The sequence below is a fragment of the Pantoea sp. GW821-FHT03E06 genome, assembly GCF_059420725.1.
In genome coordinates this window covers 2564065-2589400 of sequence record NZ_JBWKUG010000001.1, presented here as the reverse complement: position 1 = coordinate 2589400, position 25336 = coordinate 2564065, and the positions used below count along the sequence as shown (strand labels likewise).

At 53.6% G+C, this 25336-nt stretch carries 28 protein-coding genes; 22 read left to right on the top strand and 6 right to left on the bottom strand.

All coding sequences use genetic code 11. The features are described 5' to 3' along the window. The first annotated feature begins 3 nt into the window (after positions 1 to 3). From fliN to fliR, 5 genes are read left to right on the top strand one after another with little or no spacing between them, the layout of a single operon-like run. Complete coding sequence (gene fliN / locus AC07WB_RS12165) at positions 4 to 384, top strand: flagellar motor switch protein FliN (RefSeq protein ID WP_097096812.1); 381 nt, start codon at positions 4 to 6, stop codon at positions 382 to 384. After that, positions 384 to 782 (top strand): flagellar biosynthetic protein FliO, encoded by a 399-nt coding sequence (gene fliO / locus AC07WB_RS12160; RefSeq protein WP_345829149.1) that lies wholly within the window; start codon positions 384 to 386, stop codon positions 780 to 782. Before fliN ends, fliO begins: the two co-directional genes overlap by 1 nt. Next, positions 782 to 1528 (top strand): flagellar type III secretion system pore protein FliP, encoded by a 747-nt coding sequence (fliP, locus tag AC07WB_RS12155; RefSeq protein WP_345829150.1) that lies wholly within the window; start codon positions 782 to 784, stop codon positions 1526 to 1528. The genes fliO and fliP overlap by 1 nt, the downstream gene beginning before the upstream one ends. Before the next feature lie 10 nt (positions 1529 to 1538). Next, a complete protein-coding gene (gene fliQ, locus AC07WB_RS12150; protein ID WP_097096815.1) occupies positions 1539 to 1808 on the top strand; it encodes a flagellar biosynthesis protein FliQ in 270 nt (89 codons plus the stop codon). Further along, positions 1808 to 2587: a flagellar biosynthetic protein FliR gene (gene fliR, locus AC07WB_RS12145; protein ID WP_345829151.1), complete on the top strand. Its 780-nt coding sequence runs from the start codon at positions 1808 to 1810 to the stop codon at positions 2585 to 2587. Before fliQ ends, fliR begins: the two co-directional genes overlap by 1 nt. Before the next feature lie 14 nt (positions 2588 to 2601). On the opposite strand, the gene AC07WB_RS12140 is transcribed toward fliR, so the two are convergent. Both AC07WB_RS12140 and AC07WB_RS12135 read right to left on the bottom strand, forming a co-directional pair. Then, on the bottom strand, positions 2602 to 3126 hold the full coding sequence (locus tag AC07WB_RS12140) for a hypothetical protein (protein ID WP_400456313.1): 525 nt from the start codon (positions 3124 to 3126) through the stop codon (positions 2602 to 2604). After that, positions 3092 to 3913, bottom strand: coding sequence for a winged helix-turn-helix domain-containing protein (locus AC07WB_RS12135; protein WP_494940574.1), 822 nt, complete (start codon positions 3911 to 3913; stop codon positions 3092 to 3094). Before AC07WB_RS12135 ends, AC07WB_RS12140 begins: the two co-directional genes overlap by 35 nt. Positions 3914 to 4720: 807 nt before the next feature. Between AC07WB_RS12135 and AC07WB_RS12130 the strand changes: the two genes are divergently transcribed. After that, a complete protein-coding gene (locus tag AC07WB_RS12130) occupies positions 4721 to 5896 on the top strand; it encodes a chemotaxis protein (RefSeq protein ID WP_097096819.1) in 1176 nt (391 codons plus the stop codon). Between the two features lie 625 nt (positions 5897 to 6521). Here the strand turns inward: AC07WB_RS12130 and AC07WB_RS12125 are convergent. Continuing rightward, positions 6522 to 7982 (bottom strand): FliC/FljB family flagellin, encoded by a 1461-nt coding sequence (locus tag AC07WB_RS12125; protein ID WP_494940573.1) that lies wholly within the window; start codon positions 7980 to 7982, stop codon positions 6522 to 6524. Between the two features lie 314 nt (positions 7983 to 8296). Here AC07WB_RS12125 and fliD point away from each other — a divergent pair, with 314 nt between their 5' ends. The 3 genes from fliD to AC07WB_RS12110 are packed head-to-tail and all read left to right on the top strand — an operon-like array spanning position 8297 to position 10558. Beyond that, positions 8297 to 9802 (top strand): flagellar filament capping protein FliD, encoded by a 1506-nt coding sequence (gene fliD / locus AC07WB_RS12120; protein ID WP_494940572.1) that lies wholly within the window; start codon positions 8297 to 8299, stop codon positions 9800 to 9802. Positions 9803 to 9846: 44 nt separating this feature from the next. Then, positions 9847 to 10257 (top strand): flagellar export chaperone FliS, encoded by a 411-nt coding sequence (gene fliS / locus AC07WB_RS12115; RefSeq protein ID WP_400457109.1) that lies wholly within the window; start codon positions 9847 to 9849, stop codon positions 10255 to 10257. Continuing rightward, entirely contained in the window at positions 10247 to 10558 is a 312-nt protein-coding gene (locus tag AC07WB_RS12110) for a flagellar protein FliT (RefSeq protein ID WP_494940571.1), read from the top strand. The genes fliS and AC07WB_RS12110 overlap by 11 nt, the downstream gene beginning before the upstream one ends. 316 nt (positions 10559 to 10874) lie before the next feature. Here the strand turns inward: AC07WB_RS12110 and AC07WB_RS12105 are convergent, their stop codons facing one another. From AC07WB_RS12105 to flgA, 3 genes are all read right to left on the bottom strand, one after another. Beyond that, complete coding sequence (locus tag AC07WB_RS12105) at positions 10875 to 11321, bottom strand: flagella synthesis protein FlgN (protein ID WP_097096824.1); 447 nt, start codon at positions 11319 to 11321, stop codon at positions 10875 to 10877. A 22-nt stretch (positions 11322 to 11343) separates the two neighbouring features. Next, positions 11344 to 11637, bottom strand: coding sequence for a flagellar biosynthesis anti-sigma factor FlgM (gene flgM / locus AC07WB_RS12100; protein ID WP_097096825.1), 294 nt, complete (start codon positions 11635 to 11637; stop codon positions 11344 to 11346). Between the two features lie 72 nt (positions 11638 to 11709). Continuing rightward, positions 11710 to 12414, bottom strand: coding sequence for a flagellar basal body P-ring formation chaperone FlgA (gene flgA, locus AC07WB_RS12095; RefSeq protein WP_494940570.1), 705 nt, complete (start codon positions 12412 to 12414; stop codon positions 11710 to 11712). Positions 12415 to 12671: 257 nt separating this feature from the next. Here flgA and flgB point away from each other — a divergent pair, with 257 nt between their 5' ends. From flgB to AC07WB_RS12030, 13 genes are all read left to right on the top strand, one after another. Next, positions 12672 to 13085, top strand: coding sequence for a flagellar basal body rod protein FlgB (flgB, locus tag AC07WB_RS12090; RefSeq protein WP_097096827.1), 414 nt, complete (start codon positions 12672 to 12674; stop codon positions 13083 to 13085). Positions 13086 to 13091: 6 nt separating this feature from the next. Beyond that, complete coding sequence (flgC, locus tag AC07WB_RS12085; RefSeq protein ID WP_097096828.1) at positions 13092 to 13496, top strand: flagellar basal body rod protein FlgC; 405 nt, start codon at positions 13092 to 13094, stop codon at positions 13494 to 13496. A gap of 11 nt (positions 13497 to 13507) precedes the next feature. Then, positions 13508 to 14206: a flagellar hook assembly protein FlgD gene (locus AC07WB_RS12080; RefSeq protein ID WP_097096829.1), complete on the top strand. Its 699-nt coding sequence runs from the start codon at positions 13508 to 13510 to the stop codon at positions 14204 to 14206. A gap of 29 nt (positions 14207 to 14235) precedes the next feature. Next, the gene (gene flgE, locus AC07WB_RS12075; protein ID WP_494940569.1) at positions 14236 to 15474 is read left to right on the top strand and encodes a flagellar hook protein FlgE; all 1239 of its coding nucleotides are present in this window, start codon (positions 14236 to 14238) and stop codon (positions 15472 to 15474) included. A gap of 11 nt (positions 15475 to 15485) precedes the next feature. Beyond that, positions 15486 to 16223, top strand: a complete 738-nt coding sequence (locus AC07WB_RS12070) for a flagellar basal body rod protein FlgF (RefSeq protein WP_494940568.1) — start codon at positions 15486 to 15488, stop codon at positions 16221 to 16223. A gap of 21 nt (positions 16224 to 16244) precedes the next feature. Continuing rightward, entirely contained in the window at positions 16245 to 17027 is a 783-nt protein-coding gene (gene flgG, locus AC07WB_RS12065; RefSeq protein WP_097096832.1) for a flagellar basal-body rod protein FlgG, read from the top strand. Positions 17028 to 17086: 59 nt separating this feature from the next. Continuing rightward, positions 17087 to 17788: a flagellar basal body L-ring protein FlgH gene (flgH, locus tag AC07WB_RS12060; protein ID WP_097096833.1), complete on the top strand. Its 702-nt coding sequence runs from the start codon at positions 17087 to 17089 to the stop codon at positions 17786 to 17788. A gap of 7 nt (positions 17789 to 17795) precedes the next feature. Then, positions 17796 to 18917 carry a flagellar basal body P-ring protein FlgI gene (locus tag AC07WB_RS12055; protein WP_097096834.1) on the top strand — a complete coding sequence of 374 codons (1122 nt, stop codon included), beginning with the start codon at positions 17796 to 17798 and terminating at the stop codon, positions 18915 to 18917. Then, on the top strand, positions 18917 to 19852 hold the full coding sequence (gene flgJ / locus AC07WB_RS12050; RefSeq protein ID WP_400456294.1) for a flagellar assembly peptidoglycan hydrolase FlgJ: 936 nt from the start codon (positions 18917 to 18919) through the stop codon (positions 19850 to 19852). Before AC07WB_RS12055 ends, flgJ begins: the two co-directional genes overlap by 1 nt. 105 nt (positions 19853 to 19957) lie before the next feature. Beyond that, positions 19958 to 21592 (top strand): flagellar hook-associated protein FlgK, encoded by a 1635-nt coding sequence (flgK, locus tag AC07WB_RS12045; RefSeq protein ID WP_494940567.1) that lies wholly within the window; start codon positions 19958 to 19960, stop codon positions 21590 to 21592. Positions 21593 to 21602: 10 nt separating this feature from the next. After that, the gene (gene flgL, locus AC07WB_RS12040) at positions 21603 to 22496 is read left to right on the top strand and encodes a flagellar hook-associated protein FlgL (protein WP_097096837.1); all 894 of its coding nucleotides are present in this window, start codon (positions 21603 to 21605) and stop codon (positions 22494 to 22496) included. Between the two features lie 77 nt (positions 22497 to 22573). After that, complete coding sequence (locus AC07WB_RS12035) at positions 22574 to 24211, top strand: methyl-accepting chemotaxis protein (RefSeq protein ID WP_494940566.1); 1638 nt, start codon at positions 22574 to 22576, stop codon at positions 24209 to 24211. 169 nt (positions 24212 to 24380) lie between these two features. Continuing rightward, on the top strand, positions 24381 to 25112 hold the full coding sequence (locus AC07WB_RS12030) for an RNA polymerase sigma factor FliA (protein WP_097097683.1): 732 nt from the start codon (positions 24381 to 24383) through the stop codon (positions 25110 to 25112). The last annotated feature ends 224 nt before the right edge of the window (positions 25113 to 25336 follow it).

The window sequence follows — 25336 nt, the reverse complement described above, 5'->3', positions numbered from 1 at the left end:
CCTATGAGTGATATGAACAACTCGTCAGGCGGTGAAGAGAGTATCGACAACCTTTGGGGTGACGCACTGAGCGAGCAACACTCGGCGGGAATAAGCGAACACATGGCGAGCTCTCCGTTTTCAGATGACATGAATCTGATCCTCGATATTCCGGTAAAAATGACCGTGGAATTGGGCCGTACCAAGATGACCATTAAAGAACTGCTGCGTTTAAGCCAGGGTTCGGTGGTCTCGCTGGATGGTCTGGCCGGTGAGCCGCTGGATATTCTGATTAATGGTTATTTAATTGCGCAGGGCGAAGTGGTGGTGGTCTCCGATAAATTCGGTATCCGTATCACCGATATTATTACGCCTTCTGAACGCATGCATCGTTTGAGCCGCTAATGAATACCGCTGCCCCGCTTGTCCAGGCTGCACCTGCCAGCGACGTATTGGCGACCGACTCTGTACTGATGACGGTGACCGGTGCGCTGGCGCTGATTATTCTCGCCATGGTGATCCTGGCCTGGATTGTGCGGCGCAGCGGTCTTTCCCGTCGCTTACACGACAGCCAAAATGTAATGACGCTGGTGGCGACCAAGTCGCTCGGCAACCGTGAACGCCTGGTGCTGGTGGATGTCGGCGATCAGCGTCTGGTGCTGGGCGTCACCGCCACGCAGATCGCCTGCCTGAACACGCAACCGCGTCCGGAAACCGAACCTGCTGCTACGCCACCGGCCAGCAACTCCTTCCCGCACATGCTGGAATCTTTCCTGCAGAAATACCGCAAGGAAAACCGCTAATGAAACGTCGTCAATCCGGTCAGCTGCTGTTGCTGGCCGCCGGGCTACTATTGCCCGTCGTCAGCGCGCTGGCGGCCAACAGCGATATCACTCTCGCACGTCCAACGGGCGAAGAGGGCTGGTCACTGCCGGTGCAAACGCTGGTGCTGTTGAGTGGCTTTACCTTTATCCCCGGCGTGTTGCTGATGATGACCGGTTTCACCCGCATCGTTATCGTGTTCGGCCTGCTGCGTAATGCGCTCGGCACGCCCACGGCGCCGCCGAATCAGGTGATTGTCGGTCTGGCGCTGTTTCTCACTTTCTTTGTGATGTCGCCGGTGTTCAACCAAATCTATGACAAAGCCTGGCTGCCGCTGCAGAGCAATGCGATTTCCATGGAGGAGGCGCTGACTGAAGGGGTGAAACCGCTGCGCGGATTTATGCTGGATCAGACGCGTGAACGTGACCTGGCGATGTTTGCCACTATCGCCAAAAAAGAGAACATCGCCACGCCTGAAGAGGTGCCGCTCAGTATTCTGGTGCCCGCTTTTGTCACTAGCGAACTGAAAACTGCCTTCCAGATTGGCTTCACCATCTTTATTCCGTTCCTGATCATCGATTTAGTGGTGGCCAGTATCCTGATGGCGCTCGGTATGATGATGGTGCCGCCCACGACAATCGCGCTGCCGTTTAAGTTGATGCTGTTTGTGCTGGTTGACGGCTGGCAGCTGATCATCGGTTCACTGGCGCAAAGCTTCTTTAGCTAAGGACACGGAAATGACTCCCGAAAGCGTAATGGCGATGGGCATGCAGGCGATCAAAGTGGGATTAATGATCTCCGCGCCGCTGCTGCTGGCCGCCCTGGTAACCGGTTTGATCATCAGTATCCTGCAAGCCGCCACGCAGATTAATGAAATGACCATGACCTTCATCCCCAAAATCCTGATGATTGTTGGTATCGCGGTGGTATTAGGACCGTGGATGATGAAGATCTTTATTGAATATGCCCGTACGGTATTTACCAGCATTCCCTTTGTGATTGGCTAATGGCGTTTGGAATCCCGCTCGAGCAACTCTACGCCTGGATGAGCCACTATTTCCTGATTATGGTGCGCATTGGCGCGGTGCTGCAGGTGGCGCCGGTGTTTGGCGAGCGCAGCGTGAGCGCGCGATTGCGGCTCTGTTTAGCCTTATTGATTGCGCTGCTGCTGGGTTCCAGCATTCCGGATGCCGGCATTGGCATTTACTCGTGGAGCGGCGTTGGCGTGATGGCAAAGCAATTGCTGATTGGCGCGGCGCTCGGGCTGACCATGCAGCTGCTGTTTGCCGCGGTACGTTTGGCAGGGGAGATCATCGGCATGCAGATGGGCCTCTCTTTCGCGACCTTTTTTGACCCCAGCAGCGGCAACAGCCCGGTTATTTCGCGCTTCCTCAACGTTCTGGTTACGCTACTGTTTCTCACCTTTAACGGCCATTTATGGCTGCTGGCCTTCGTGGCGGAAACCTTTCATGCGCTGCCGATAGATGCAACGCCGCTGCACAGCGGCGGCCTGCTTTACGTGGTGAAAAGCGCCGGGATGGTTTTCAGCCAGGGATTAATGCTCGGTCTGCCGATCATCGCGCTGCTGCTGTGCATTAACTTTATTCTGGCGCTGCTGAATCGCCTGACGCCACAGCTCTCCATTTTTGTTATCGGCTTCCCGCTCACGCTCAGCATCGGTATGGTGGCGCTGTTCCTGCTGGCGCAAACGCTGGCACCTTTCTTTGAACGTCTGATGGAGCGGGGATTCGATACGTTAGCAGAGTTAGTGCTCGCGCTGTTTTAATCGCCGCGCCAGCCTCAATTCATGCAGGCAATACGCGCCACCGTTTCGACGCCCGTCGCCATCACCTTGCCATCCAATAAATAGAGCGAAGTGGTACCACTTTCACCATTATGCAGCGCCGGGAAGACGTAGGTTGAGACATCGTCATCGCTGCTCTGGTCGCCAATACGGCGGTTATGGCCGGTAATGGTCATCTGCAGCAGGTTGTGGGTGATGCTGCCCTCAAAACGCAATTCACGATTCACCGTCACCGGCTGTCCTACGCGCTGTCCGTCGCTGAAACGCGACAGGCTACCGACAAAGGTGACATGCCCACGGCTAATGCTGTCGCGGTAGCTGCGGTAGCTGCCGCGCAGCAGCGCCACGTCTTTGCCTTGCTTGATGTCATAAAACGACACCGGCATTACGCACTGCGATTTCAGCGGTGAGGTGTACATCGTGTGGATGACAAAACCACCAATCGCCGCCGCGAAGCCGCCAATAAACAGCAGCAGCATCGGCAGGTTAATAAATTTTAAAATAGAACGATTCACAGTCATTCTCTGCGTCCTGGAAGGGTTGCTGGCAGGCAATCAGGCCCTGATGATGCGTCGATGGGCTGGCCCCCAGCGTGATATACAGCACTTTCGCCGGTTTTTCTAACGGGCGTTTGCTAATGACATGATTCTCATAAGTGCTCAGGGTTGCCTCAATCAGCGCCTGCTGATCCTGACGATCCTGGGGCACGAATACCTGCGTATCGGCAGGCACGCCGGGACCGCTCCAGGGCACGAACTGGATGTGATCCAGCCGGGCCATAAACTGACCGTACAGCGTATAGGCGACGATCAAACCGAGTATCACGCCGCAGCAGCCTGCCGCACTCCATCTGAGCCACCGCTGGCTGCGGGGTTTCGGCTGGACTGCGGCAAGTGGCAACGCTTCTGAAAGCGTGACCTGCGGTGCACGAGTGGGTTGCGGAGGAGCATCGGTAGCGTAAGGAGGCGCGGGTGTTGCCTGGGGTTCATGGATCAGCAGACGGTAACCGCTGCGGGTGACGGCTAACAGAGAAATCTCCTGCTGTGACGCCAGGGTGTGTAGGGCACGCCGTAGCTTGTTGATCATCACCCGCACACTGTTATCGGTGACTTCTACTCCCGAACTGCGCCAGCCGATATCCATCAGCTGCTCCTGAGATAACACTTCACCTTCCGCCTCAACCAGCGCCTGTAAACAGAGGCTGGCGCTGGCCGGTAGATTAACACTTTCCCCGTCGGACAGCCGTGTCAGCGTTCGCGTCTGTACATCCAGCGTCATTGACGATCCGATCGCAATGTGATTCAACATAGATAATTGATTCTTCTGTGTTTTTAGAGGGAACAATCTAATAATTGTTTTTATTAACGTTCACAACTTCGCCAGTTTCAGGGGCGTATGAAAAGGTGCCAGTTTTTTAAGCCCAAAGCCTGTTTTTTTCAACCAGCATGGGGGGTATGAATTGGCACAATTAATATTATTAATCACCTGCTAATCAAACATGCCGCCCCTTTCATTAAGCGTCAGGGGCATTTAATAACATTAACGCGGGCGCTGATAGCAGCCAAAGACCACTCAGAATTGGCTGCGATAAAACTCACCCGGCTGCACCTACCTGCTACTAACTATAGATACTGGCTTCGCGCACTGTGGCATGAATATGCGCAAACTTCCCATCCACTACTGACTAACAAATCGGAAAAGTCCGAGTTGATTTGCGGCCGCGATTATATCAGTACTTACGCATTTTTTACCAGAAATGTCATTAATATTAATTAATGGTTTCTCATAACTCCCTTTCCGCTGAGGTCCGCTATTTGCCTGGACATTATCAATGCTAAAAACTCTTTCACCGCTAATGAGTTGGCAAAAATGGTGCGGAATTCTAATGGAGTTTTAACGGGTCCGATTATGATTTACGTTATTATTTATGGACGCTTTAGCGGATTAATACTCTGAAATGCTTGTTTCATCACATTATCCCTTCTGACACATCAATATTGCGCGCTTATCAACCCTTTGAATCCGCTATTTAGCCGAGGCTTCCGCCACCAGCCGTAATAAAATAGGCTCAGGCTGGCGGCGTCCTGCTGCCGTGGTATTACAGGTATTGATTCCATGATCTTTGCACTTATCCTGGTTGTTATCCTTATTACGTTGCTGGTGTTAGTTCAGGCGGGGATTATTCCGCGCTTTATTAAGTCTGAAGGTGAGCGGCTGCGCTCCCAGGTCGATGAGTTAGCCGAGCAACTGCGCGGCCAGCTCGATCGCGTTGAGGCCCAGCAGCGCTCTGTGACCGAGAGCGTGGTGACATTGAGAAGTTACACGCTGGATAAGCCGCTGGCGGGCAATGGCTTGCTGGATGATGTTTCCGGTAGCGAACGCCACTTCTTTAATGCGCTGGTGCGTGAGTTGAGCGATCGTCTCGGCGGTCGTATCTGGATTGTTGAAGATACCGGCCGCATTGTGGGCGATGCGGCGGGTGCCGCAGGTCAGCACTCACTCAGTGAAGGTGATTTGCCGATGGCGATTCCCTTACGTTCGCTGCTGGCGCAAAGCGGTGAAGCGCTGCGCCACACCACTTTTCGCAGTGCCAGCGGTGAGCACACGCTGATTGTGCAGCCGATCGTTGAAACGCCGTGGATGCTAGCCATCGATGTACCGACGCGTCGCCTTGGCGAGCGGCCCGACATCCCGCTGCACAAGCCGTGGCCGCTGGCGGTGATGGTATTAGTCTCGACCTTAACGCTGCTGCGCAGCCTCAATTTGCATCTGGCGCGTATGAATGATGAGTTGCCGACCCTGCTGCGCCATGAGGTGCCGGCGGTGCGCGATCAAAGCGCCCAGCTGCCACCGCTGATGCAGGAGATTGGCGAGCAGATGGCCGTTATGGCGCGCGCGGCGATCCGCGTTGGCCAGCAGAATGAAAGCCTGCTACAAACACCGGAGGCCAACGCCAATCGAGTGGCGATGCTGGCCGACAGCGTTGCCGGCATTGTGCAGACGCTGCAGGGGTTGCAGGAAGCCGCCTCGGTGATTGCAGACAGTTCCGGCGCGCTGGTGCAACTTGCCAGCCGGGCTTACAGTTACTCACTGCATCAGGAAGAGAGCATTTTTGCCGTGGAAGCACGCAATCTGGCGCAGCGCTGCGCCCGCTCTTCGAAAGAGCTGCGCGCACTGATTACCGATGCCATTATGCAGGCGCAAGGCGATACGCCGCTGCAAAATAACAGTGTGCTGATTGAGGAGGTTTATTCTTCGGCGAATACGCTGCTGCAGCGCACCAACGGCTAAAGACCATGGCCAGCGCTAAATAGGTTTGCGCGCGTGTTGCATTAAAAACCCTCCAGCGGAGGGTTTTTTTATGGGCGCAATTCGTTCAATAACCGTTTTCCTTTAATCAATGAAAGGCATCTTGAGGTGCGGGGGATGGGTGCGCTTATGTCTTGGTCGCCATCAATGGCGTAAAGCCGTGCAGTTAGGCGCCGTATTACACCACCGCACCTTCTGTAGCGGCGCGATTTATCGCGCAATGCATTGCGCCATCAGGTCGTGCTCCTGCAGTCATTAACGTTTTCGCAGGTTGCATCGCCGTATCAGGCATGGGTATTTCGTAGGGTGCGCATTAATGCGCACCAGGCAGTGCGCGGTAATATCAGGCACGGTCGTTTCGTAGGGTGCGCATTAATGCGCACCAGACAGCGCCCAGTAATATCAGCCACGGTCGTTTCGTAGGGTGCGAAGTAATGCGCACTAGGCAGCGCACGGTAATATCAACCAAGGTTGTTTCGTAGGGTGCGCATTCATGCGCACCAGGAAAATCCCATAATCAGCACGCAAAAAAAAGCCCTCCGCGACGGGAGGGCAAAAGATGCATGTAAGTGCAACTTAATGTGAGGTGTACAGCGTTATTTTATTATTAACGCAGCAGGCTCAGTACGTTCTGTGGAACCTGGTTAGCCTGGGACAGTACGGAAACACCGGCCTGCTGCAGGATGTTAGAACGGCTCATTGCTGAAACTTCAACAGAGAAGTCTGCATCCTGAATACGTGAACGTGCTTCAGTGGTGTTGATCACGGTGGTGTTCAGGTTAGCGATGATAGAGCTGAAACGGTTCTGAATCGCACCCAGATCCGCCTGGAAGTTGGTGACCTGAGTCAGCGCACCGTCCAGGGTTTCCAGCAGAGAATCGTTCGCTGCAATTTTCACTGCCTGAGCATCAGCTGCGCGTACTGGAGCAGCATCGATCTGCGGAGCACCGTTTGTGTCCATGGTGAACTTCTTGACTTCATCTCCGCTAACGGCGTAGTAAGAGTTCGGGTTTTTATCATCAGCGATGATTTTGATGCCGCTGGTTTTCGCGTCCTTGCCACCAAATGCTGCTTTAGAAATTTCGTCCAGCTTCGCCGCGTCCAGTTTGAACTTCGCGCCGCCTGCTTCAGTCAGCTCGCCGCCTTTTTTGACGTTGCTCAGACTGGTCAGAGCGCTTGGACCACTTTTCAATACATCCGCATCCAATTCGCTCAGCTCAGCACCTTTCGCAACGGTATTAATCAGAGAAGGATCGCCTGGGGTTGGGTTATCCTTGAAGCTGATCTCGAGCTCATACGTTTTGTTTGTCGCGGTGTCAGTGGCGAAGAAACGCGTATTGGTGCCTTCAGTCACGGTTGTAACTTCGACTTTAGTATTATCTGTCTGACCAATTTTAGCACCAATCTGGGTGATTTCGCTGTTAGCTAATACGAAGTCTTCAGCTTTACCTACTGCAATGCTAGCGTCTTTAGCAAGAGGGCTACCCGCTGCCTTGAACTGTGAACCTTTCACCGCAGAAGACTGCAGCTTAGCGAACTCAGCGTCGAAGTCGTCCAGGTTCAGGGTTTCCAGGTCCATTTTGGTCAGGTCGATGTTGATGGTCTGGCCATCTTTGTCGCCGATCTGAATGGTCAGTGCATCTTTAGAACCGTCCAGCACGTTAACGCCGTTGAAGTTAGTGGTTTCAGAGATACGCTTGATTTCGTCCAGACGGGCGGTGATCTCTTTCTGGATAGACGCGCGGTCATCAGAAGAGTTGGTGCCATTTTTCGCCTGTACGGTCAGTTCACGGATACGCTGCAAGTTTTCGGTCACTTCGTTCAGCGCGCCTTCAGTGGTCTGCGCCAGTGAGATACCGTCGTTGGCGTTACGACCAGCCTGAGTCAGGCCACGGATAGAAGAGGTGAAGCGGTTAGAGATGGCAAGGCCAGCGGCATCATCTTTCGCGCTATTGATACGCATACCTGAAGAGAGACGCTCGATAGCAGTACCCAGAGAAGTCTGTGATTTGTTCAGGTTGTTTTGAGCCATCAAGCTCAGTGAGTTGGTATTAATGACCTGGGCCATGATCGAATTCCTTTATAAAGTTAATTTTAAGAACTGCTGCTGAGAAATATGCGTCTGTTGTTGCGCATACTCCATTCATCGGTGGGCAGGAAAATCACATAAATATTTTTTTGAATTTTTTATTAATGCCAATAAATAGCAACAGAAATGCCGCCAATTATACGACTAGCGCCAGCTAATTCCTTAATAAGCGGCAAAGTGTGTATTTTATCGACGATAGCGTTGTTGCGGCGAATGTAAAAAATTAAACTTATTCCCTGAAATTCCGATGGGAAAAGAAGAACACTTCTTATATTGCTTACAGGAACCTTATTATGGCGATTGCACCAATTTCTGGCTTGGGTGGATCCGGACTCGATATTCAACAACTGCTGGGCCAGCTTGAAGCCGCAGAAAGTAAAAAGCTTAACCCCTATTTACAGAAACAAAACAGTTATAGCGGCCAGCTCTCTGCCTGGAGCAAGATTTCCAGCTCGCTGGACGCATTAAAAACCAACCTGGGTAAACTGCAGGATGAAGGTTTTAATGGCGTCAGCATTGGCGATAACAAAGCCTTTAAAGCCACCGCAGGTAAAGGCGCCATTCCTAACAGCTACTCCGTGGCGGTGGCGCAGTTGGCCAAGTCGCACAAAATTGGTTCAGCCGCGCAGGACACCAACGATGCGCAATTGGGCGACGGCAGCGACACGCGCACCTTAAAAATCACCGTCGGTGAAGGTCAGCCGATGGAAATGACGCTCAAAAATGATGAGACATCGCTGGTGCAGATCGCGAAAAAGATCAATGCCCAGAACGGAGACGTCAACGCCACGGTGATGGCGGCGGAAGGCGGCAAGTTCAAACTGGTTGTCACCTCCAAGAAAACCGGTAGTGAAGGCGAGATTAAGATGGAGGTTAGCGGGGATGATACGCTGGCTGGCGTGCTGGATTATGGTCCAGGCAAAACCTCCGGCATGGAAGAAATGACCAAAGCGCTTAACGCCAAGATGTACATTGACGGAGAACTTGTAGTACGCAGCTCAAATACCATTACCGATGCCATTGAAGGCATTACGTTTGAACTGCGTGAAGTCTCCGAAATTATCAAAGATGAAGGCGATATTGAAAAGAACGAATATAAGCCTGAAACCCTCGCGGTAACCGCCGACACCTCCAAAGTCAAAAGCATGATTGAGGAGTTCGTCAAGCAGTACAACGCCTTCCTCAGCACTGCTTCCAGCGTGAGCGTTTATAAAGAGCCTACCAAGAATGACGGCGAGCTGGCACAGCAAAACCCCAACAACGGCGCGCTGTTTGGTGATGGCACGCTGCGCCGCTTAAGCAGCCAGCTGAAATCAACGGCAGTGGGGAGCTATAGCGATATCAGCAAAGTTTTCCCCTCGCTGGGTAGCCTGGGCATTAGCGTTAAATTTGATGAATTTAAAGCGGGCCAGGAGAGCACCGGGACGATGGGCACGCTCACCATCGACAGCAAAAAGCTCGAAGAAGCGCTGAAAAACAACCCGAAAGAGGTGGAAGCGCTGTTCCTCGGCAAAGATGGCGCCGAAGGCCTGAAAGGCAAGATGGATGGACTGTTCAAAACCTATCTGGGCGATAACGAAGGTTACCCTAAAGTTGAGGGCGCTATCGCCACGGCGAAAAAAGGCATTGAGGCCCAGGATAAGCGTAATGAAAAGCAGATCAGCCGTATTGAAGATCTGATCAAGCAAAGCCTGGCGCGCAGCCAGAAAGAGTTCATCCGTCTTGATAAAGCGATGACAGAAATGAATAACATGAGTACCCAGCTGCAGTCTGCGCTGCTCGGTATGATGAACAGTTAATCCCCTAATTCCCGGGCAGCGCGTCTGCCCGGCAGGACAAAATGATGTACAGCAAAACCGGCAAGAATGCCTACTCTGATGTTTCCCTCGATAGCCAGGTTTCTGGCGCCACGCCGCACCAGCTCATCACCATGCTGTTTGACGGTGCGATAAATGCGATGCGCCGCGCCGAAATCTATTTCCAAACCGGCAACGTGGCGCGCCGCGGAGAGATGATTTCACGCGCAATCAACATTATCGATAACGGCCTGCGTTCCGGGCTCGACCACGACATCGGTGGCCAGATTTCCGCCGACCTTGAGCGTTTATATGAATACGTTTCACGCAGCCTGCTGGAAGCCAGCGTCAATAAATCAGGCGAACAGTTGCCGCACCTGATTACGCTGATGGTTGATTTGTCTGAGACGTGGAAAGCCATCGAACCGCAAGCACGTCAGGTGAGCCATGCAAAATAAGATAATGGTGCAGATTATGCAGCTGCAGGAGGTAAACCAGCAGCTGCAAGCGTTGGCCAGTAAAGAAGAGTGGGCGGCCTTCAGCGAGCAGATCGGTGCCTATTTAGCGCAGATGCAGGCGTTATGCCAGCGCGATTTTACGCAGGAGCCGGAAACGCTCACTGCGCAGCAGCTTGCGGCGCTGCTGGCAGAAGATGCCCACCTGCGCACCCTTATCAAATCCCGCCTCTCTATTCTCAGCCAGGATATGTCCGCAATGCGCAAATCGCGCAGCTCTTCCCAGGCGTATAACGCCGTTTAATTCTTGTCAGTTACCGGCGTGCGGTCGCCGTTGATGGCGTAATGCCGATCGGTTAGCGCCGTATCAAATCACCACACCTTCCGTAGCGGCGCGATTTATCGCGCAATGAATTGCGCCACTACGGAAGGTGCTCTCGGTAATTTCATGGCTTATTATCAATGGCGACCCTAAAGTTTCGTAGGGTGCGCATTCATGCGCACCTGCATATACGCAATTTATTGCGCGCGTTGCCTACCGGGATAGTGATTATTCTTTTACGCCGGGCAAAAAAAACTCGCCGTGAAGGCGAGTAAATAAACATCCAGAGGTCAGGAAATCAGATACTAATATTGTATTTGCGTCCGCTCGGCAGATTATTGGATTCTCCTGCGGGGCCATAAAGTGTGCTGGTATTGTGGCCGACTTTCTCTACCACTTTTTGCATTTGCTGATTCTTCTTCATATGGCCTTGCAGCAGATGTTCCACTTGTAGATTAAGTGATTTGGTAATGCGCACGCGTTCGCTTACCAATTGCCAGCAGGCAAATAATTTGCTGTGTTGATGGTAGGGCGCTTCAAGCGCAGACTGCTGCTCCTGCTGGCGACGCAGTTCATCATAATATTGAATGGTCGACAGCAGCTGACTTTTATTATCGGTCAGGATTTGCAGTGAAACCGGGTTTATCTGCGTGCGATTTAGCTGATTGACTTCCTCAATCATAATCGCCTCTAGTTCGTCCAGAGACGTTTTCATCTGTGTCAAAATAGGAAAAAGCTTTTCCATAACTTAAAAAGGCCTGCAATTATTAAAACTGAAAGAGTTCCTGCACCAGCGATTGCGCTATTTTCTCGGGCTCAATCGGCATTTCGCCTGCGGCTAATGCGGCACGGATTTCAGCAACGCGCGCATAATTTACGTCGCGGCTGTCGTTGGTTTGAATCTGTTTGGTCAGCGCACTCAGGGTGACTTCGGTTTTATCCGCTTTTGCGCGGCCAGCAGATGACGGTTCATTATTCTGCGTCTGTGAGCGGGTGCGCATATCCTGCGTGGCGGCGATCGTGTTAATCGCTGCGGTTGCTTTGGTGCTTTCAATACTCATATTCATCCTCGCCAGTTTTAGGTGTGCCACTGCGTATAAACTAGTCATCGGTGATTGGCGAAAAAACTAAAATTATTGTTGTAAAAAAATCGTCACCTGGCCGTCTTCGTTCACTTTGCCATTGATTGTACGACCATTATTGAGCCGAACTTTTAACGTATCGTTGACCGCCGCGTTGTTCATCGCCTTGCCCTGGCTGCGAATACGCAGGCCCGCCGAGGTGGTGACCAGGTCAACGGTTTGTCCTGAGCGCAAGCGCCACTGCTGGCGCAACTGACTCTGTACTAACGGCTTTCCCAGCGCTAACCCCCGGGTCAAACGCTGACCCACAATCTCATTGGCTTCAAACACGAGTCCCAGCGGTTGCCCCTCAAGATTTCCCGTTACGCGCTTAATATCGCCTGGCTGGATGATGTCACCACCGGCCAGATCGTGGGCGGCCACCCACCAGCTGCCCTGGGCGCTGATGCGCACCGGTAAGTAGTGATTGCGCTTGCCGCAGTTGGCGATCACCGTGCGCTTGCCGGTCAGGCGCGTATCGTGTCCCGCCAGTCGCAGCTCCGGGTTTTCACATAACGCCGCCAGCTGCTGTGGCGTGGCCAGCAGCTCCACGGTGCGCACGATGTCAGTGTTCACTTCCACCTGAGGTGAAAGCAGCGCATCCAGGCGCGTTTGCAGCCGCTCAATGGCGGAGGGCGTATCCGGCACGCTGGCGATTAACGGCAGCGAACAGCAGGCCAACGCGGTAGCGAAGATATTTACAAGAGGGATTTTCATCCGGGGTGCCTTAAATATAAAAAGAAAACGTGTGCTGTATTCAGCGTGATTAAATTATAACCGCTGATGCGTTGCTTTTAATGCGGTAAATGGCAACACCTTTGTCGCCATTTACTCGCTTCATTCCTCTCAACCCGCATTGCTTTATTTTATGAGTCTAAATGCGTTTATTTCTGTCGACTCTTCGCAGTGTGATAATTCACCGCTGCTGTCTACACTATCGCCGGTAAAATAATCTGTAGCAGGAGCCATCTTTAATGGTCAATAAACTGGACGACGCGTTTCGTTTTCAGCAGCAAGCGCTGGGTTTACTCTCGCGCCGGCAGGATATCCTGGCATCAAATATTGCCAATGCCGACACGCCGGGTTATCAGGCGCGTGACATTGATTTTACAAAGCAGTTAAAAAACGCCATGGATAATCAACAAATGGCGAAATCACCGGTCTCACTGGCATTAACGTCAGACCGGCATATTGCAGCCAAAGGAAAATTAATTGACGACGATCAATTAATGTATCGCATTCCGGATCAGCCGAGTGCCGATGGTAATACCGTGGATATGGACCGCGAGCGCGTTAATTTCGCGGATAACGGCGTGAAATATCAATCCGGGCTGACCTTCCTTGGCGCGGATATTAAGAAAATGATGACGGTATTAAACCAGGGGTAATGATCAGTGTCACTTTTCAGCATATTTGATATTTCCGGCTCAGCGATGGCGGCGCAGTCACAGCGCCTCAACGTTAGCGCCAGCAACATGGCGAACGCCGACAGCGTCGTCGGTCCAGACGGCCAGCCGTATCGCGCACGTCAGGTGGTGTTCTCGGTGGAGGCACAGGCCGGTCAGGATGTCGGCGGCGTGCGGGTGAGTGACGTTGTGGAGAGCAGCGCGCCGGATCGCATGGTGTATGAGCCGGGTAATCCGCTGGCCGACCAACAGGGCTATGTGCGCATGCCCAACGTCAACGTGGTGGATGAGATGGTGAACACCATCTCCGCCTCACGCAGCTATCAAGCCAACGTAGAAGTGATGAACTCTGCTAAGAGCCTGATGCTGAAAACCTTAACCCTTGGCCAGTAAGGACTGAGCACATGGTTTCTGCAGTAAATAACAGCGTTAACTCAGCATCATCGGGCAACGGCAGCGCCGCCGCCGATTTATCCGACAGCTTTATGCAGCTGTTGGTGGCACAGATGCAAAATCAGGATCCCACCAATCCCATGGACAACAACCAGCTCACTTCACAGCTGGCACAGTTCAATACCGCAGCGGGCATCGAGAAGCTGAATACCGCAGCGCAAAATATGCAGCAGACGATGATTTCGCTGGGAAGCATGAATGCGGCGTCATGGGTTGGGCGTAGCGTGCTGATGGAAGGGGATCCTAAGGTGACCGTGGGCCGCAATAACGAAATTCTGCCGATCGCCGATACGAACGCGACGCCAGAGTCTCAAGACTTCAACTTCTACCTGAAGAACGATGCTGACACCGTCACCGTGACGCTGACCGATGCGGAAGGCAATGCCTACACCGCAGATCTGAAAAACGTTAAGGCGGGCACCAAGAAATTCAGCCTCGACGATCTGAAAGAATTCAAACCGGCTGAACCCGCGCCTGATACCGAGTACACCGTCACTTTCAGCGCCAAAAAAGGTGAGGACACCGTTGATGTCACTGGCCTGACGGCAGAAACGGTCGCGGGTGTGACCTTAACCGACGCAGGCCCGTACCTGCATCTGGTGGGTCGCGACGACATGGTTACGCTGGCCGATATTTTTGTCATCCAATAATAATCCCTCTTACTTTCTGGAATTTCATTATGAGTTTTTCTCAGGGCCTGAGCGGCCTTAATGCAGCATCTAAAGCGTTGGACGTGGTAGGCAACAACATCGCCAACTCCCAGACCGTTGGTTTCAAAGCCGGTTCGGTTTCATTTGCTGACATCTTCGCCGGTACCACCGGTTTGGGTGTGCAGGTTGCGGGCATCAACCAGGACTTCAACAGCGGTAGCCTCGCATCAACCGGACGCGATCTGGATATCGCGATCGATGGCAAAGGCTTTTTCCGTTTTGTGAACGAAGGCGGCAGCGTGTTCTACGGCCGTAACGGCCAGTTCAATACCGATGAAAAGGGCAACGTCATCAACAGTGGCGGCATGTACCTGACCGGCTACCAGGCCACGGGCACACCGCCGAAAATTGAGCCAGGCGCGCCGATTGGACCGATCCGCATTCCTACCGATGATATGCAGCCAGAAGCCTCAACCGCCGGCACGCTCACGGGCAATCTGAAAGCCGATGACGACAAGGTGATCGCCAGCGCCTTTAATGCGGAAGACCCAAGCACCTATAACTTCGTCAGCCAGATCGAAGCCACCGACAGCCTGGGCAGCAAGCACACCGTCAAAGTCTATTTCGTCCAGACCTCGCCGGGCGAGTGGAAAGCCTATGCGGGTGATGAAACGTCACCCCGGATGGACACGGGTTCACCGCCGAAGCCTATCTATTCAGAGATGCAGCTGAAGTTTGATGCCAGCGGCAACCTGATCCCTGGCACTACCGTCCCCGCTGGCGGCGTCATGAACATTACGGGTGCTGCGCTCAACGGCGCCAACCCACTTAATCTGCAGCTTGATTTAAAAGCGCTGACGAAAAATGCCAGTGACAGCCTGGTGAAACTCGGCGAAATCGATGGTCAGGCACCGGGTAAATACCAGAACTTTAAGATTGGCGATAACGGCGAAGTGGTTGCCACCTACAGCAACGGTAAGCGTCAAACCGTGGCGCAGATCGTGCTGGCCGATTTCCCCAATACCAGCGGTTTGCAGTCTGAAGGTAACAACGTCTGGTCAGAATCATCGAGCTCAGGTCAGCCGTTCCTCGGCGCGTCCGGCACCGGCAGTTTTGGTGACGTCAACGGCAGCATGCTGGAGCAGTCGAATGTCGATATGGGTGCGGAGATGGTCAACATGATCGTTTATCAGCGTAACTACCAGTCGAACTCGCAAACCATTAAAACCCAGTCTGAGCTGTTGCAGACGTTGGTTAACCTGCGTTAAGGACGGCCTGAATGGATCGCGCAATATACACCGCCATGAGCGCCGCCAACGCCTCGCTCAATCGCCAGGCGGTTACCTCCAACAATCTGGCGAACAGCTCAACGGCCGGTTTCCGCGCGCAGCTGGCGGCGTTCCGCGCCGTTCCGGTGGCAGGCGAAAGCCTCAACACCCGTGCGCTGGTGGCGGAATCAACGCCGTTCCACGACGAGAGCATGGGTCCCATCACCCACACCGGACGCAACCTGGACGTGGCGCTGCCACAGAACGGTTGGCTGGCGGTGGAAATGCCGGACGGCAGCGAAGCCTATACCCGCAACGGCACCATTGAGGTGGATAACCAGGGCGCGCTGAGCGTCGGTGGTCATCCACTGATGGGCGATGGCGCGGCGTTAACCGTGCCGCCGCAGTCGGAAGTGACCATTGGCGCGGACGGCACCATCTCCGCGCTGGGCGGCGGTGACGATGCCACCGCGCTGGTGCAGGTCGGCCGCCTGAAAATGGTCAATGCGGAAATGAGCAGCCTGCTGCACGGCGATGATGGCCTGTTCCGTTCCGCAGCGGCGGGCGCGCTGGCGCAGGATGAGCAGCTGCGCCTCAGCCCCGAAGCACTGGAAGGCAGCAACGTCAGCCCGGTTAAGGCGATGGCAGAGATGATCGCTAACTCGCGTGGCTTCGATATGAACATGAAAGTGATTCGTACCGCCGACGAAAATGCCCAAAAGGCTAACCAGTTACTGAGCGTCGGCTAAGCCGCGCCAAGGAGCATCAACATGATTCGTTCTTTATGGATCGCAAAAACCGGTCTGGAAGCACAGCAGACCAACATGGACGTTATCTCCAACAACCTGGCGAACGTGAATACCAACGGCTTTAAGCGTCAGCGTGCGGTATTTCAGGATCTGTTATACCAAACCATGCGTCAGCCTGGCGCGCAGGCATCTGAAGGGAGTTCGCTGCCAAGCGGCCTGCAGCTTGGTACCGGCGTGCGTCCCGTCTCGACCCAGCGTGTTCACACGCAGGGCGGACTGAACCAGACCGGCAATGAGACCGATGTGGCGATCGAGGGTAAAGGTTTCTTCCAGGTGCAGTTGCCGGATGGCAGCACCGCTTACACCCGCGATGGCCATTTCGATAAAAATGAGAACGGCCAGCTGGTGAATGCCGAAGGCCACCCGGTGCAGCCGGGCATCACTGTACCGGCGGATGCTAAGAAACTGGAAATCAGCGCCGACGGTATTGTCAGCGCCACCGTGCCTGGCCAGGCGCAGCCACAGCAAATTGGTCAGCTGACGCTGGCGACCTTCGTCAATGACGCCGGTCTGGAGAGCATTGGCGGCAACCTGTACCGCGAAACCCAGTCGTCCGGTGCGCCAAATGAGCTGAACCCGGGCCTGGAAGATGCCGGTACGTTGAAGCAGAGCTACATCGAAACCTCCAACGTCAACGTGGCCGAAGAGCTGGTGAACATGATTCAGGTTCAGCGCGCTTACGAGATCAACAGTAAAGCGGTATCCGCCTCGGATCAGATGCTGCAGCGTCTTTCTCAGCTGTAATTTCCCTCTCCGGGCGCGGCCTGCAACATCCGCCACGCCCGGACTATTACGACATTGAAATGAAAACTTCTTTCTATACCTTGCCGCCGGTTGCGGTCATCGCCTGTGCACTGCTGCTGAGCGGTTGCGCCCACATCATGCAGAAACCGCTGGTCACCGGCCCCACCTCGGCCGCGCCGACGCCGATGGCGACGACGGTCACCAGCGGTTCGCTGTTCCAGGCGGGCCAGTCGATGAATTATGGCTATCAGCCGATGTTTGAGGATCGCCGCCCGCGTAACGTCGGCGACACGCTGACGGTGCTGCTGCAGGAAAACGTCAGCGCCAGCAAAAGCTCTTCTGCCAGCGCCAATCGTGACGGCTCTGCCGGTGCGGGCCTCACCGCCTTGCCGGGTAAGCTCAAAGGCTGGCTGGGTAATGGCAAAGCAGATTTTGACGCCAGCGGCAGCAACGATTTCTCCGGTAAAGGCGGCGCGGCAGCGCGTAATACCTTCACCGGCACCATTACCGTTACGGTCAACCAGCTGTTGCCGAACGGCAATTTGCAAGTGGTGGGCGAAAAGCAGATCGCCATTAATCAGGGCACCGAGTTCATTCGTTTCTCTGGCGTGATTAACCCGCGCACCATCAGCGGCAATAACACCGTGCCATCGACCCAGGTGGCCGATGCGCGTATCGAATATGTCGGAAACGGCTATATCAACGAAGCGCAGAATATGGGCTGGCTGCAGCGCTTCTTCCTGAACCTTTCTCCATTCTGATACGGCAATGAAAAAAGAATCCCTGTTTGTATTTTTTAGCATCCTGCTCATCGCCTGTACGGTGATGCTGCCGGGTGCGGCGAAGGCAGAACGCGTGCGCGATCTGGCTACGGTGCAGGGCGTGCGTTCTAACGCCCTGATGGGCTACGGCCTGATTGTGGGTCTGGATGGCACGGGCGACCAGACCATGCAGGCGCCCTTTACCGGCCAAAGCCTGAATAACATGCTGTCGCAGCTCGGCATTACCGTGCCGCCGGGTACCAATATGCAGCTGAAAAACATCGCGGCGGTAATGGTCACGGCAGAGCTGCCACCGTTTGCCCGTTCCGGCGATAAGCTGGATATCGTGGTCTCTTCGCTGGGTAATGCGAAAAGTCTGCGCGGTGGCACGCTGCTGATGACGCCGCTGAAAGGCGCGGATAACCAAATCTATGCCATCGCACAGGGCAACGTGCTGATCTCCGGCGCGGGTGCTTCTGCAGGCGGCAGCCGCGTGCAGGTTAACCAGCTCAACGGCGGGCGCATCAGCTCGGGCGCCACGGTTGAGCGCGAAATACCCAATGATTTTGCCAGCCAGAACGTGGTGCGTTTGCAGCTGAATGAATCCGATTTCTCGCTGGCGCAACTGATCAGCGATGAGATCAACCGTCGCTATAACGGCGGGGCGGCCATTCCTGAAGATGCGCGTACCATTCGCCTGTTTGCCCCGGCCACCGGCCCAGAGCGCGTACGCTTCCTTGCGGCGGTTCAGGACATTCCGGTACGCGTTAGCGTGCAGGATGCCAAAGTGATCGTAAATTCGCGCACCGGTTCGGTGGTGATGAACCGGCATGTTTCGCTGGATGCCTGCGCCGTGGCGCACGGTGCGCTGACAGTGGAAGTGACGCAAAACAATGTGGTCAGCCAGCCGGACACGCCGTTTGGCGGTGGGCAAACGGTGGTCACGCCGCAAACCGATATCTCGGTGCGTGATAACGGCGGTTCATTACAAAGCGTACGCAGCAGCACCGATCTCAATACCGTGGTGCGCGCGCTGAACACGCTGGGTGCCACGCCGAATGAGCTGATGTCGATTCTTGAGGCGATGAAAAACGCCGGTTGCCTGCGGGCGAAACTGGAGATCAATTAATGGATGCGATGGATAAGTTTGATCGGCCAGCCTTTGATGTGCGCTCGCTGGATAAGCTGAAACGGGAGGCCGGGCGGCAGTCGCCCGGCGCCTTAAAAGCCGCGGCGCAGCAGATGGAGGGCATTTTCGTGCAGATGATGATGAAAAGCATGCGCGATGCCACCATCAAAGACGATCTGCTGCATAGCCAGTCGTCGGAGATGTTTACCGCCATGCACGATCAACAAGTTGCACAAAACATCGCCGAGGGAGGACAGCTCGGCTTTGCCGATCTTATCGTCCGCCAGCTCGGCGGTGAGAGTGAACAACATAACCTCAGCGCACCCGGCAGCGATCCGGTGTCACTGGCGGCAGGCAAGCCCACCGCCTTCGCGCGTGCCGCCACCGGACCGGTACGTTTACCGGCACCGGTATCGTTTGGTAACCAGAACATCAGCGGCAACAACTTTATTGCCAAGCTGATGCGTCCGGCGCAGGCGGCCGCGCAGCAGAGTGGCGTGCATCCGCATCTGATTCTGGCGCAGGCCGCGCTGGAATCGGGCTGGGGCCAGCGTGAAATCCCGGCCGCCGATGGCAGCCCAAGCCACAATCTGTTCGGCATTAAGGCGACCGGCGACTGGAAAGGTAAAACGGCTGAGATCACCACCACCGAATATATCAACGGCGTGAAGCAGAAAGTGAAAGCCGCCTTCCGCGTATACGACTCCTACGAACATGCGCTGGCAGATTACGCGAAGTTATTGACCAACAATCCACGCTACAGCCGTGTGGTGAATTCCACCACGGCGGAGCAGGGCGCGAAAGCGCTGCAGGCGGGCGGTTATGCCACCGATCCGGCCTACGCAACCAAACTCATCAATATTATTCAAAAGGTCAAAGGGGATATTCAGCAGGGCGTTTCAGCCTATAAAACTGACCTGGCGCAATTATTTTGAAGAAGGTGTTTTAGAGATTTTTACTATCACCGATGAGTTATATACCGACTGAATATTTTGGCCTGGCGGCAATTAGCAGGTCATCTTGATATCTACAGAGAACTTATGAATAACCTGTTTAATTTAGCGAAAAGTGGCCTGAATGTAGGTCAGTCCGCTTTAAATGTTGTGGGTAGCAACATGATTAATGCTACGTCGCAGAACTATAGTCGTCGTGAAATGATTATTGGGGAATCGGGTGGCCTCGCCACGGCGCAGGGTTTCTACGGCTACGGCGCCAGAGTGAACAATATTAGCCGTGTCTACGATGCGTTTACCAATACTCAGCTGCGGGATTCAGGCTCTAAACTTGGGGCGCTGGACGGACGTTATCAGCAGTTGGCCGATATCGATAACATGCTGGGCGATGTGTCGGACAACGTTTCGGTGTCACTGAACAACCTGTTTAAATCGATGGCAACGCTGAGCGGCGATGCCTCCGATGGCCCGGCACGCGCGGCGGTGTATAGCTCACTCGGCGTGTTAACACAGCGCTTTAACGAAAGCGGCAAACGTCTGGATAATCTGGAAAAAAGCACCAACAGCCAGATCGATCTGAGCGTCAAAGATATTAATGCCTACACCCAACAGCTGGCGGAGATTAACAAGCAGCTGGAGCGCGTGCAGGCACAGAATGGCTCCGCTCCGGCCGATCTACTGGATCAGCGTGATGCCCTGCTGGAATCGTTGGCTTTGCAGGTTGGCATTGATGTCACCGAGAATAAAATCACCGGCCGCGTTGACGTCACGCTGTCAGATGGTCGCCCGCTGGTGTTTGGTGAAGAGCAGTACAAACTCGCCACGTCCCCTTCGCCGAGCGATCCCAATAAAACCATTGTCTCTTACGTGAACAAAGAGGGTAAAAGCGAGGCGATTAACGAAGCCAGCTTTACCAAAGGCCGCCTGTCGGGCTTGTTCAAGTTCCGTAATGAAGATCTGGAGCTGGCGCGCAACGAACTGGATCAAATTGCGTTCCAGATGGCCAGCCGCTTTAACGAACAGCATCGTCAGGGTTATACGCCAGCGGGCGACGCCGGTGGCGACCTGTTCAAGCTGCCCGATATGCAGGTCTTTGCCAATACGAAAAACACCGGCACGGGCAATCTCACCAATGGCAAAGTCACGGATTACACCAAAGTGAATGCTGAGGATTACAGCATCAGCTTTGACGGTAGCCAGTGGACAGTGAAGGGGGCGGACGGACGCACCGTGCCAGCCACGCTCTCCGGCGATACCCTGGCCTTTGACGGCGTAGAGATTGATGTGCCGGCGGGTGCCGCTTCGGGCGACAGTTTTACGCTCAACCCGGTCGCCGGTGCCGCAACCGGCATTAGCCGTGCGCTGGCCAGCGCGCAAGACTTTGCCGCGTCCGACAAAGTAGATGGCGGCCCAAGCAATAACAACAACCTGGAAAAAATGCTGAAAATCCAGGACGAGAAACTGATTGGTAAAAGCACGCTGAGCGAAGCCTATTCCAGCCTGGTGGGCACCATCGGTTCCAACGCCCGCGCCGTGCAGTCGAATATGACGTCAGCCCAAATTGATGCCGACACCAAACTTGAAACCAAGCAGGCCTTCTCGGGTGTCGATCTGAATGAAGAAAACGTCAATATGACGATGTTCTTACAATATTACCAGGCGAGCGCGCAGATGTTGCAAACCGCAACGTCGTTACTCGACACCCTGTTAGCCATTAAATAAGGAAAATATAATGCGATTAAGTACGCTTTATATGTTTAAACAAAGCGCTGAAGGTATGTCGAAGCGCGTAAGTGATAATAATGATGTGCTGTTACGCCTTTCTAATATGAAATCATTATTGCGCGCCTCAGACGATCCGAGTGCTGCCACCAGCGCGGTAAAATCGCAGGATGCGCTGGCGAAGCAGGAGCTGTACAAAAATGTCCGTTCATCGACGCGTAATGCATTGCAGCATGAAGATAATATTTTAAGCGGCGTGGGCAATTTAATGACCACCAGCCTGACAGAAAAAATCGTTGCGGCGAAAAGCGATACTTACTCAGCAGAAGATCGCGCTGCGCTGGGGAAAGAGCTGCAGGGTATTCGTGCCAATCTGCTGGATCTGGCGAATAACCGCGACGGCAGCGGCCGCTACATCTTCTCCGGTTTTAAAACCGACAGTCCGGCTTTTGATAGCAGCGGCACCTATATCGGTGGCGGGGAAGCGCGCAAGCTGACGATTGCGGACGGCACCGAAATGACGGTGGGTCATCTAGGCAACGACGTGTTTGGCGATCTGTTCAAAGACCTGGATGGAGCAATCACCGAACTGTTGCGCGATCCCCTCGACCCGGATGCCATGCAGGCGGCGCTTAGTGTTGCGAGCAAGGCAGTCGATTCAGGCATTGATCGCCTGGGTAAGGCGCAGGCTGAGCTGGGGACTAATTTGCAGCAGATCGACGCATTAGATATGAACGGCGATACGATGATCAACGATCTAACCGTGCAGGTGCAGACGGCGATTGGTTCTGATTACGAAACCATGACCAGCCTGTTGATGGATTCCAAAATGTCGGAATTTTCCCTCACGGCTTCGATGATGGTATTCCAGTCAATGCAGAAGATGAATTTATTCAATAAATAATCGCTTCACTCCTTTATTCACTTTCCAGGACGTCTTACCGCCAGCCGTTTCTCTGCTGGCGGTAGAGAACACAAACTATGTTTAATAATTTGAAAATATATACCAGGTTGAGCCTGGTGATTGGCGTTTTCGCCGTGACGCTAATGGGCGTGACGGCGTTCACGACCTATAACACCTATATCAATAACCTTAACTTTAAACGTATTTTAGTGGCTGCAACTAATAGCGACCAGATGCGCGATGCCGCCTATAACATTAGCGCCGCGCAGGCGAATATTGGCGACATGATGATGATGGTGATGCGCGGTGAAACCGTTTCGCCGGAAACCGAAATGCTCACCAAAAATGTGCTGAAAATGTCTCTCGATGCCGTGGACGACTATATGGCTTCCCCGTTCAATAATGACCAGGAACAGCGGGCTGCCGCTGAAGTGAACAGCGCATTTAACGATCTTTATACGGCGGTGCAGGCGAATCTGGATGCGGTGCATAGCTCGCGTGAATACCGTCATACGCCAGCAAATCTTCAGTCACTGCGCAGCGCGCTGCGTGAAAAAATCAATCAGTTTAGCCTGATCGCTGACCAACACAGTGATGAAGCGGTGGCGACGGCAGAAGCGGACTACAACGCCATGATGGTGTTGGGCTGCACGGTGGTGGTGATTGCGCTGGTGATGTTGTTCATGGTGCGCTTCTGGCTGCGCCGCGCGCTGGTGAAGCGCATGGATATGACCATTGATGTGCTGAAACGCGTGGGTTCTGGCGATCTCAGTAACGTCATTGAGCACGGCAATCGCGATGAAATTGGCGCCATGCTGGCCGAACTGGAAGCGATGCGCGCCTCTCTCAGCAGTACGATTTTCAGCATTCGTGAAGGCGTAGTGCGCATGCACACCAATTCACAAGAAATTGCTCAGGGCAATAACGATCTCTCTTCTCGCACCGAGGAGCAGGCCGCTGCGCTGCAGCAAACCGCCGCCAGCATGGAACAGATCAAAACCACGGTACGGCAAAATGCCGACAACGCTTATGCCGCACGCCAGCTGGCGGAAAGCGCCAGCAGCAATGCGCAGCAGGGTGGTGAAGCGATGCAAAACCTTGAGCAGATCATGGTGCAAATTACCGATAGCTCGCGTCAGATCGCCGACATCAACGGCGTCATCGACAGCATTGCCAACCAAACTAATATTCTGGCGCTGAACGCTGCGGTTGAAGCGGCACGCGCGGGTGAGCAGGGGCGTGGATTTGCCGTCGTAGCCGAAGAAGTGCGTAATCTGGCGAAACGCAGTGCCGAAGCGGCCAAAGAGATCAATACGCTGATCAATACCTGCGTAAGCAATATGGATAGCGGCTCACGTCAGGTGAATCAGGCGAGCGTAGTGATGCAGGATATCGTCACGTCCGTGGCGCAGGTGCGCCAGATTATGGGTGAAATTACCTCCGCATCCGATGAGCAGAGCGCCGGAATCAATCAGATTTCCCAGGCCGTCAACGAAATGGATCTGGTGACGCAGCAGAACGCCGCGATGGTGGAAGAAGCGGCGATGGCGGCGGGTGAGCTGGAAGCGCATTCCGACGAGCTGGAAAAACTGGTGGCGCAATTTGCGCTTGGTGAACACGTTACCCATCAGCACGATTTGCTGCCGATGAAAATGCACGCGCCACGTTTACACGCGAAGCCAGATAATAACCACGCCCAGTGGGAAACCTTTTAATTTATTCAAAGGCGATAAATAGCCGCACCGATTGGCGCTTTCTCAACGTAATTACGCAAGCAGGCTAATTAAGTACCGGAAAGCGCCATGTTATAAAGCCTTATTGCACTATTTGAAAAGGCGTTTTCACCGGATAATTCTCACTGAGAATATGGGGTGGAAAAGTAACGTGAACGGTATTTATACAGCCGAAGGGCTGGAAGATAAAACAGCGCTGTGGTCGAAATACCACTATCTGGTACGGCAGGAAGCTTTACGCTTACAAAAGCGATTGCCGGCCAGTGTCGAGCTGGACGATCTTATTCAGGCTGGCGCCATCGGTTTTTTAGGTGCTGTTGAAACGTTCGACCCAAAGAAAGGCGTCACGCTCAGCGCCTGGATAATACAACGCGTGCGCTGGTCATTAATGGATGAATTACGTGAACGTGATTGGGTACCGCGTCGCGTCAGAACCCATTCACGTGAAATGGTTGCCATTATTCGTGAAATAGAACAAGAGCAGGGGCGTGAAGCCAGCGAGCTGGATATTGCTGAGCGCATGGGCATTTCTCTCAACGAATTTCATCAAATGCTGGCCGATACCAATACCAGCCAAATGTATTCGATAGAAGAGTTGCAGGAAATGTCTCCGGATGCCTGGGAAACATCAACCGACGAACATGAATCGCTCAATCCGCTATATGAAACCATTCAGAATAAGCTGGTGGAGAGTATTGCTGAGCATATTCGTTTTTTCCCGGAGCGCGAGCAGCGTATCCTGCAGTTCTATTATCAACAAGATCTTAACATGAAAGAGATTGCCTTGATTCTTGGCGTGACGGAAACGCGCGTTAGTCAGTTGCATAGTCTGGCAATTAAACGCTTACGCAGCAGGATGGATGATACCTCGTTCGAGGTATGAAGCCAGGGTGTTAATAATGTTAACAGCGGTTAAAATAGAGGCTTAATATTAACGCATAAGGTTTAAGAACGTTTAACAGCTCAATAATCATAGTTTAATCATAAGGTTAGTGAATAACATCGGATTAGGCCTGTTTTCGACTGATTGCCAGGAATAATCCTAGAAGTTATGCTTTTTCCACTTTCCGATGAGGTGGTTTTCATTAGTCTGGAATATGGGTTATC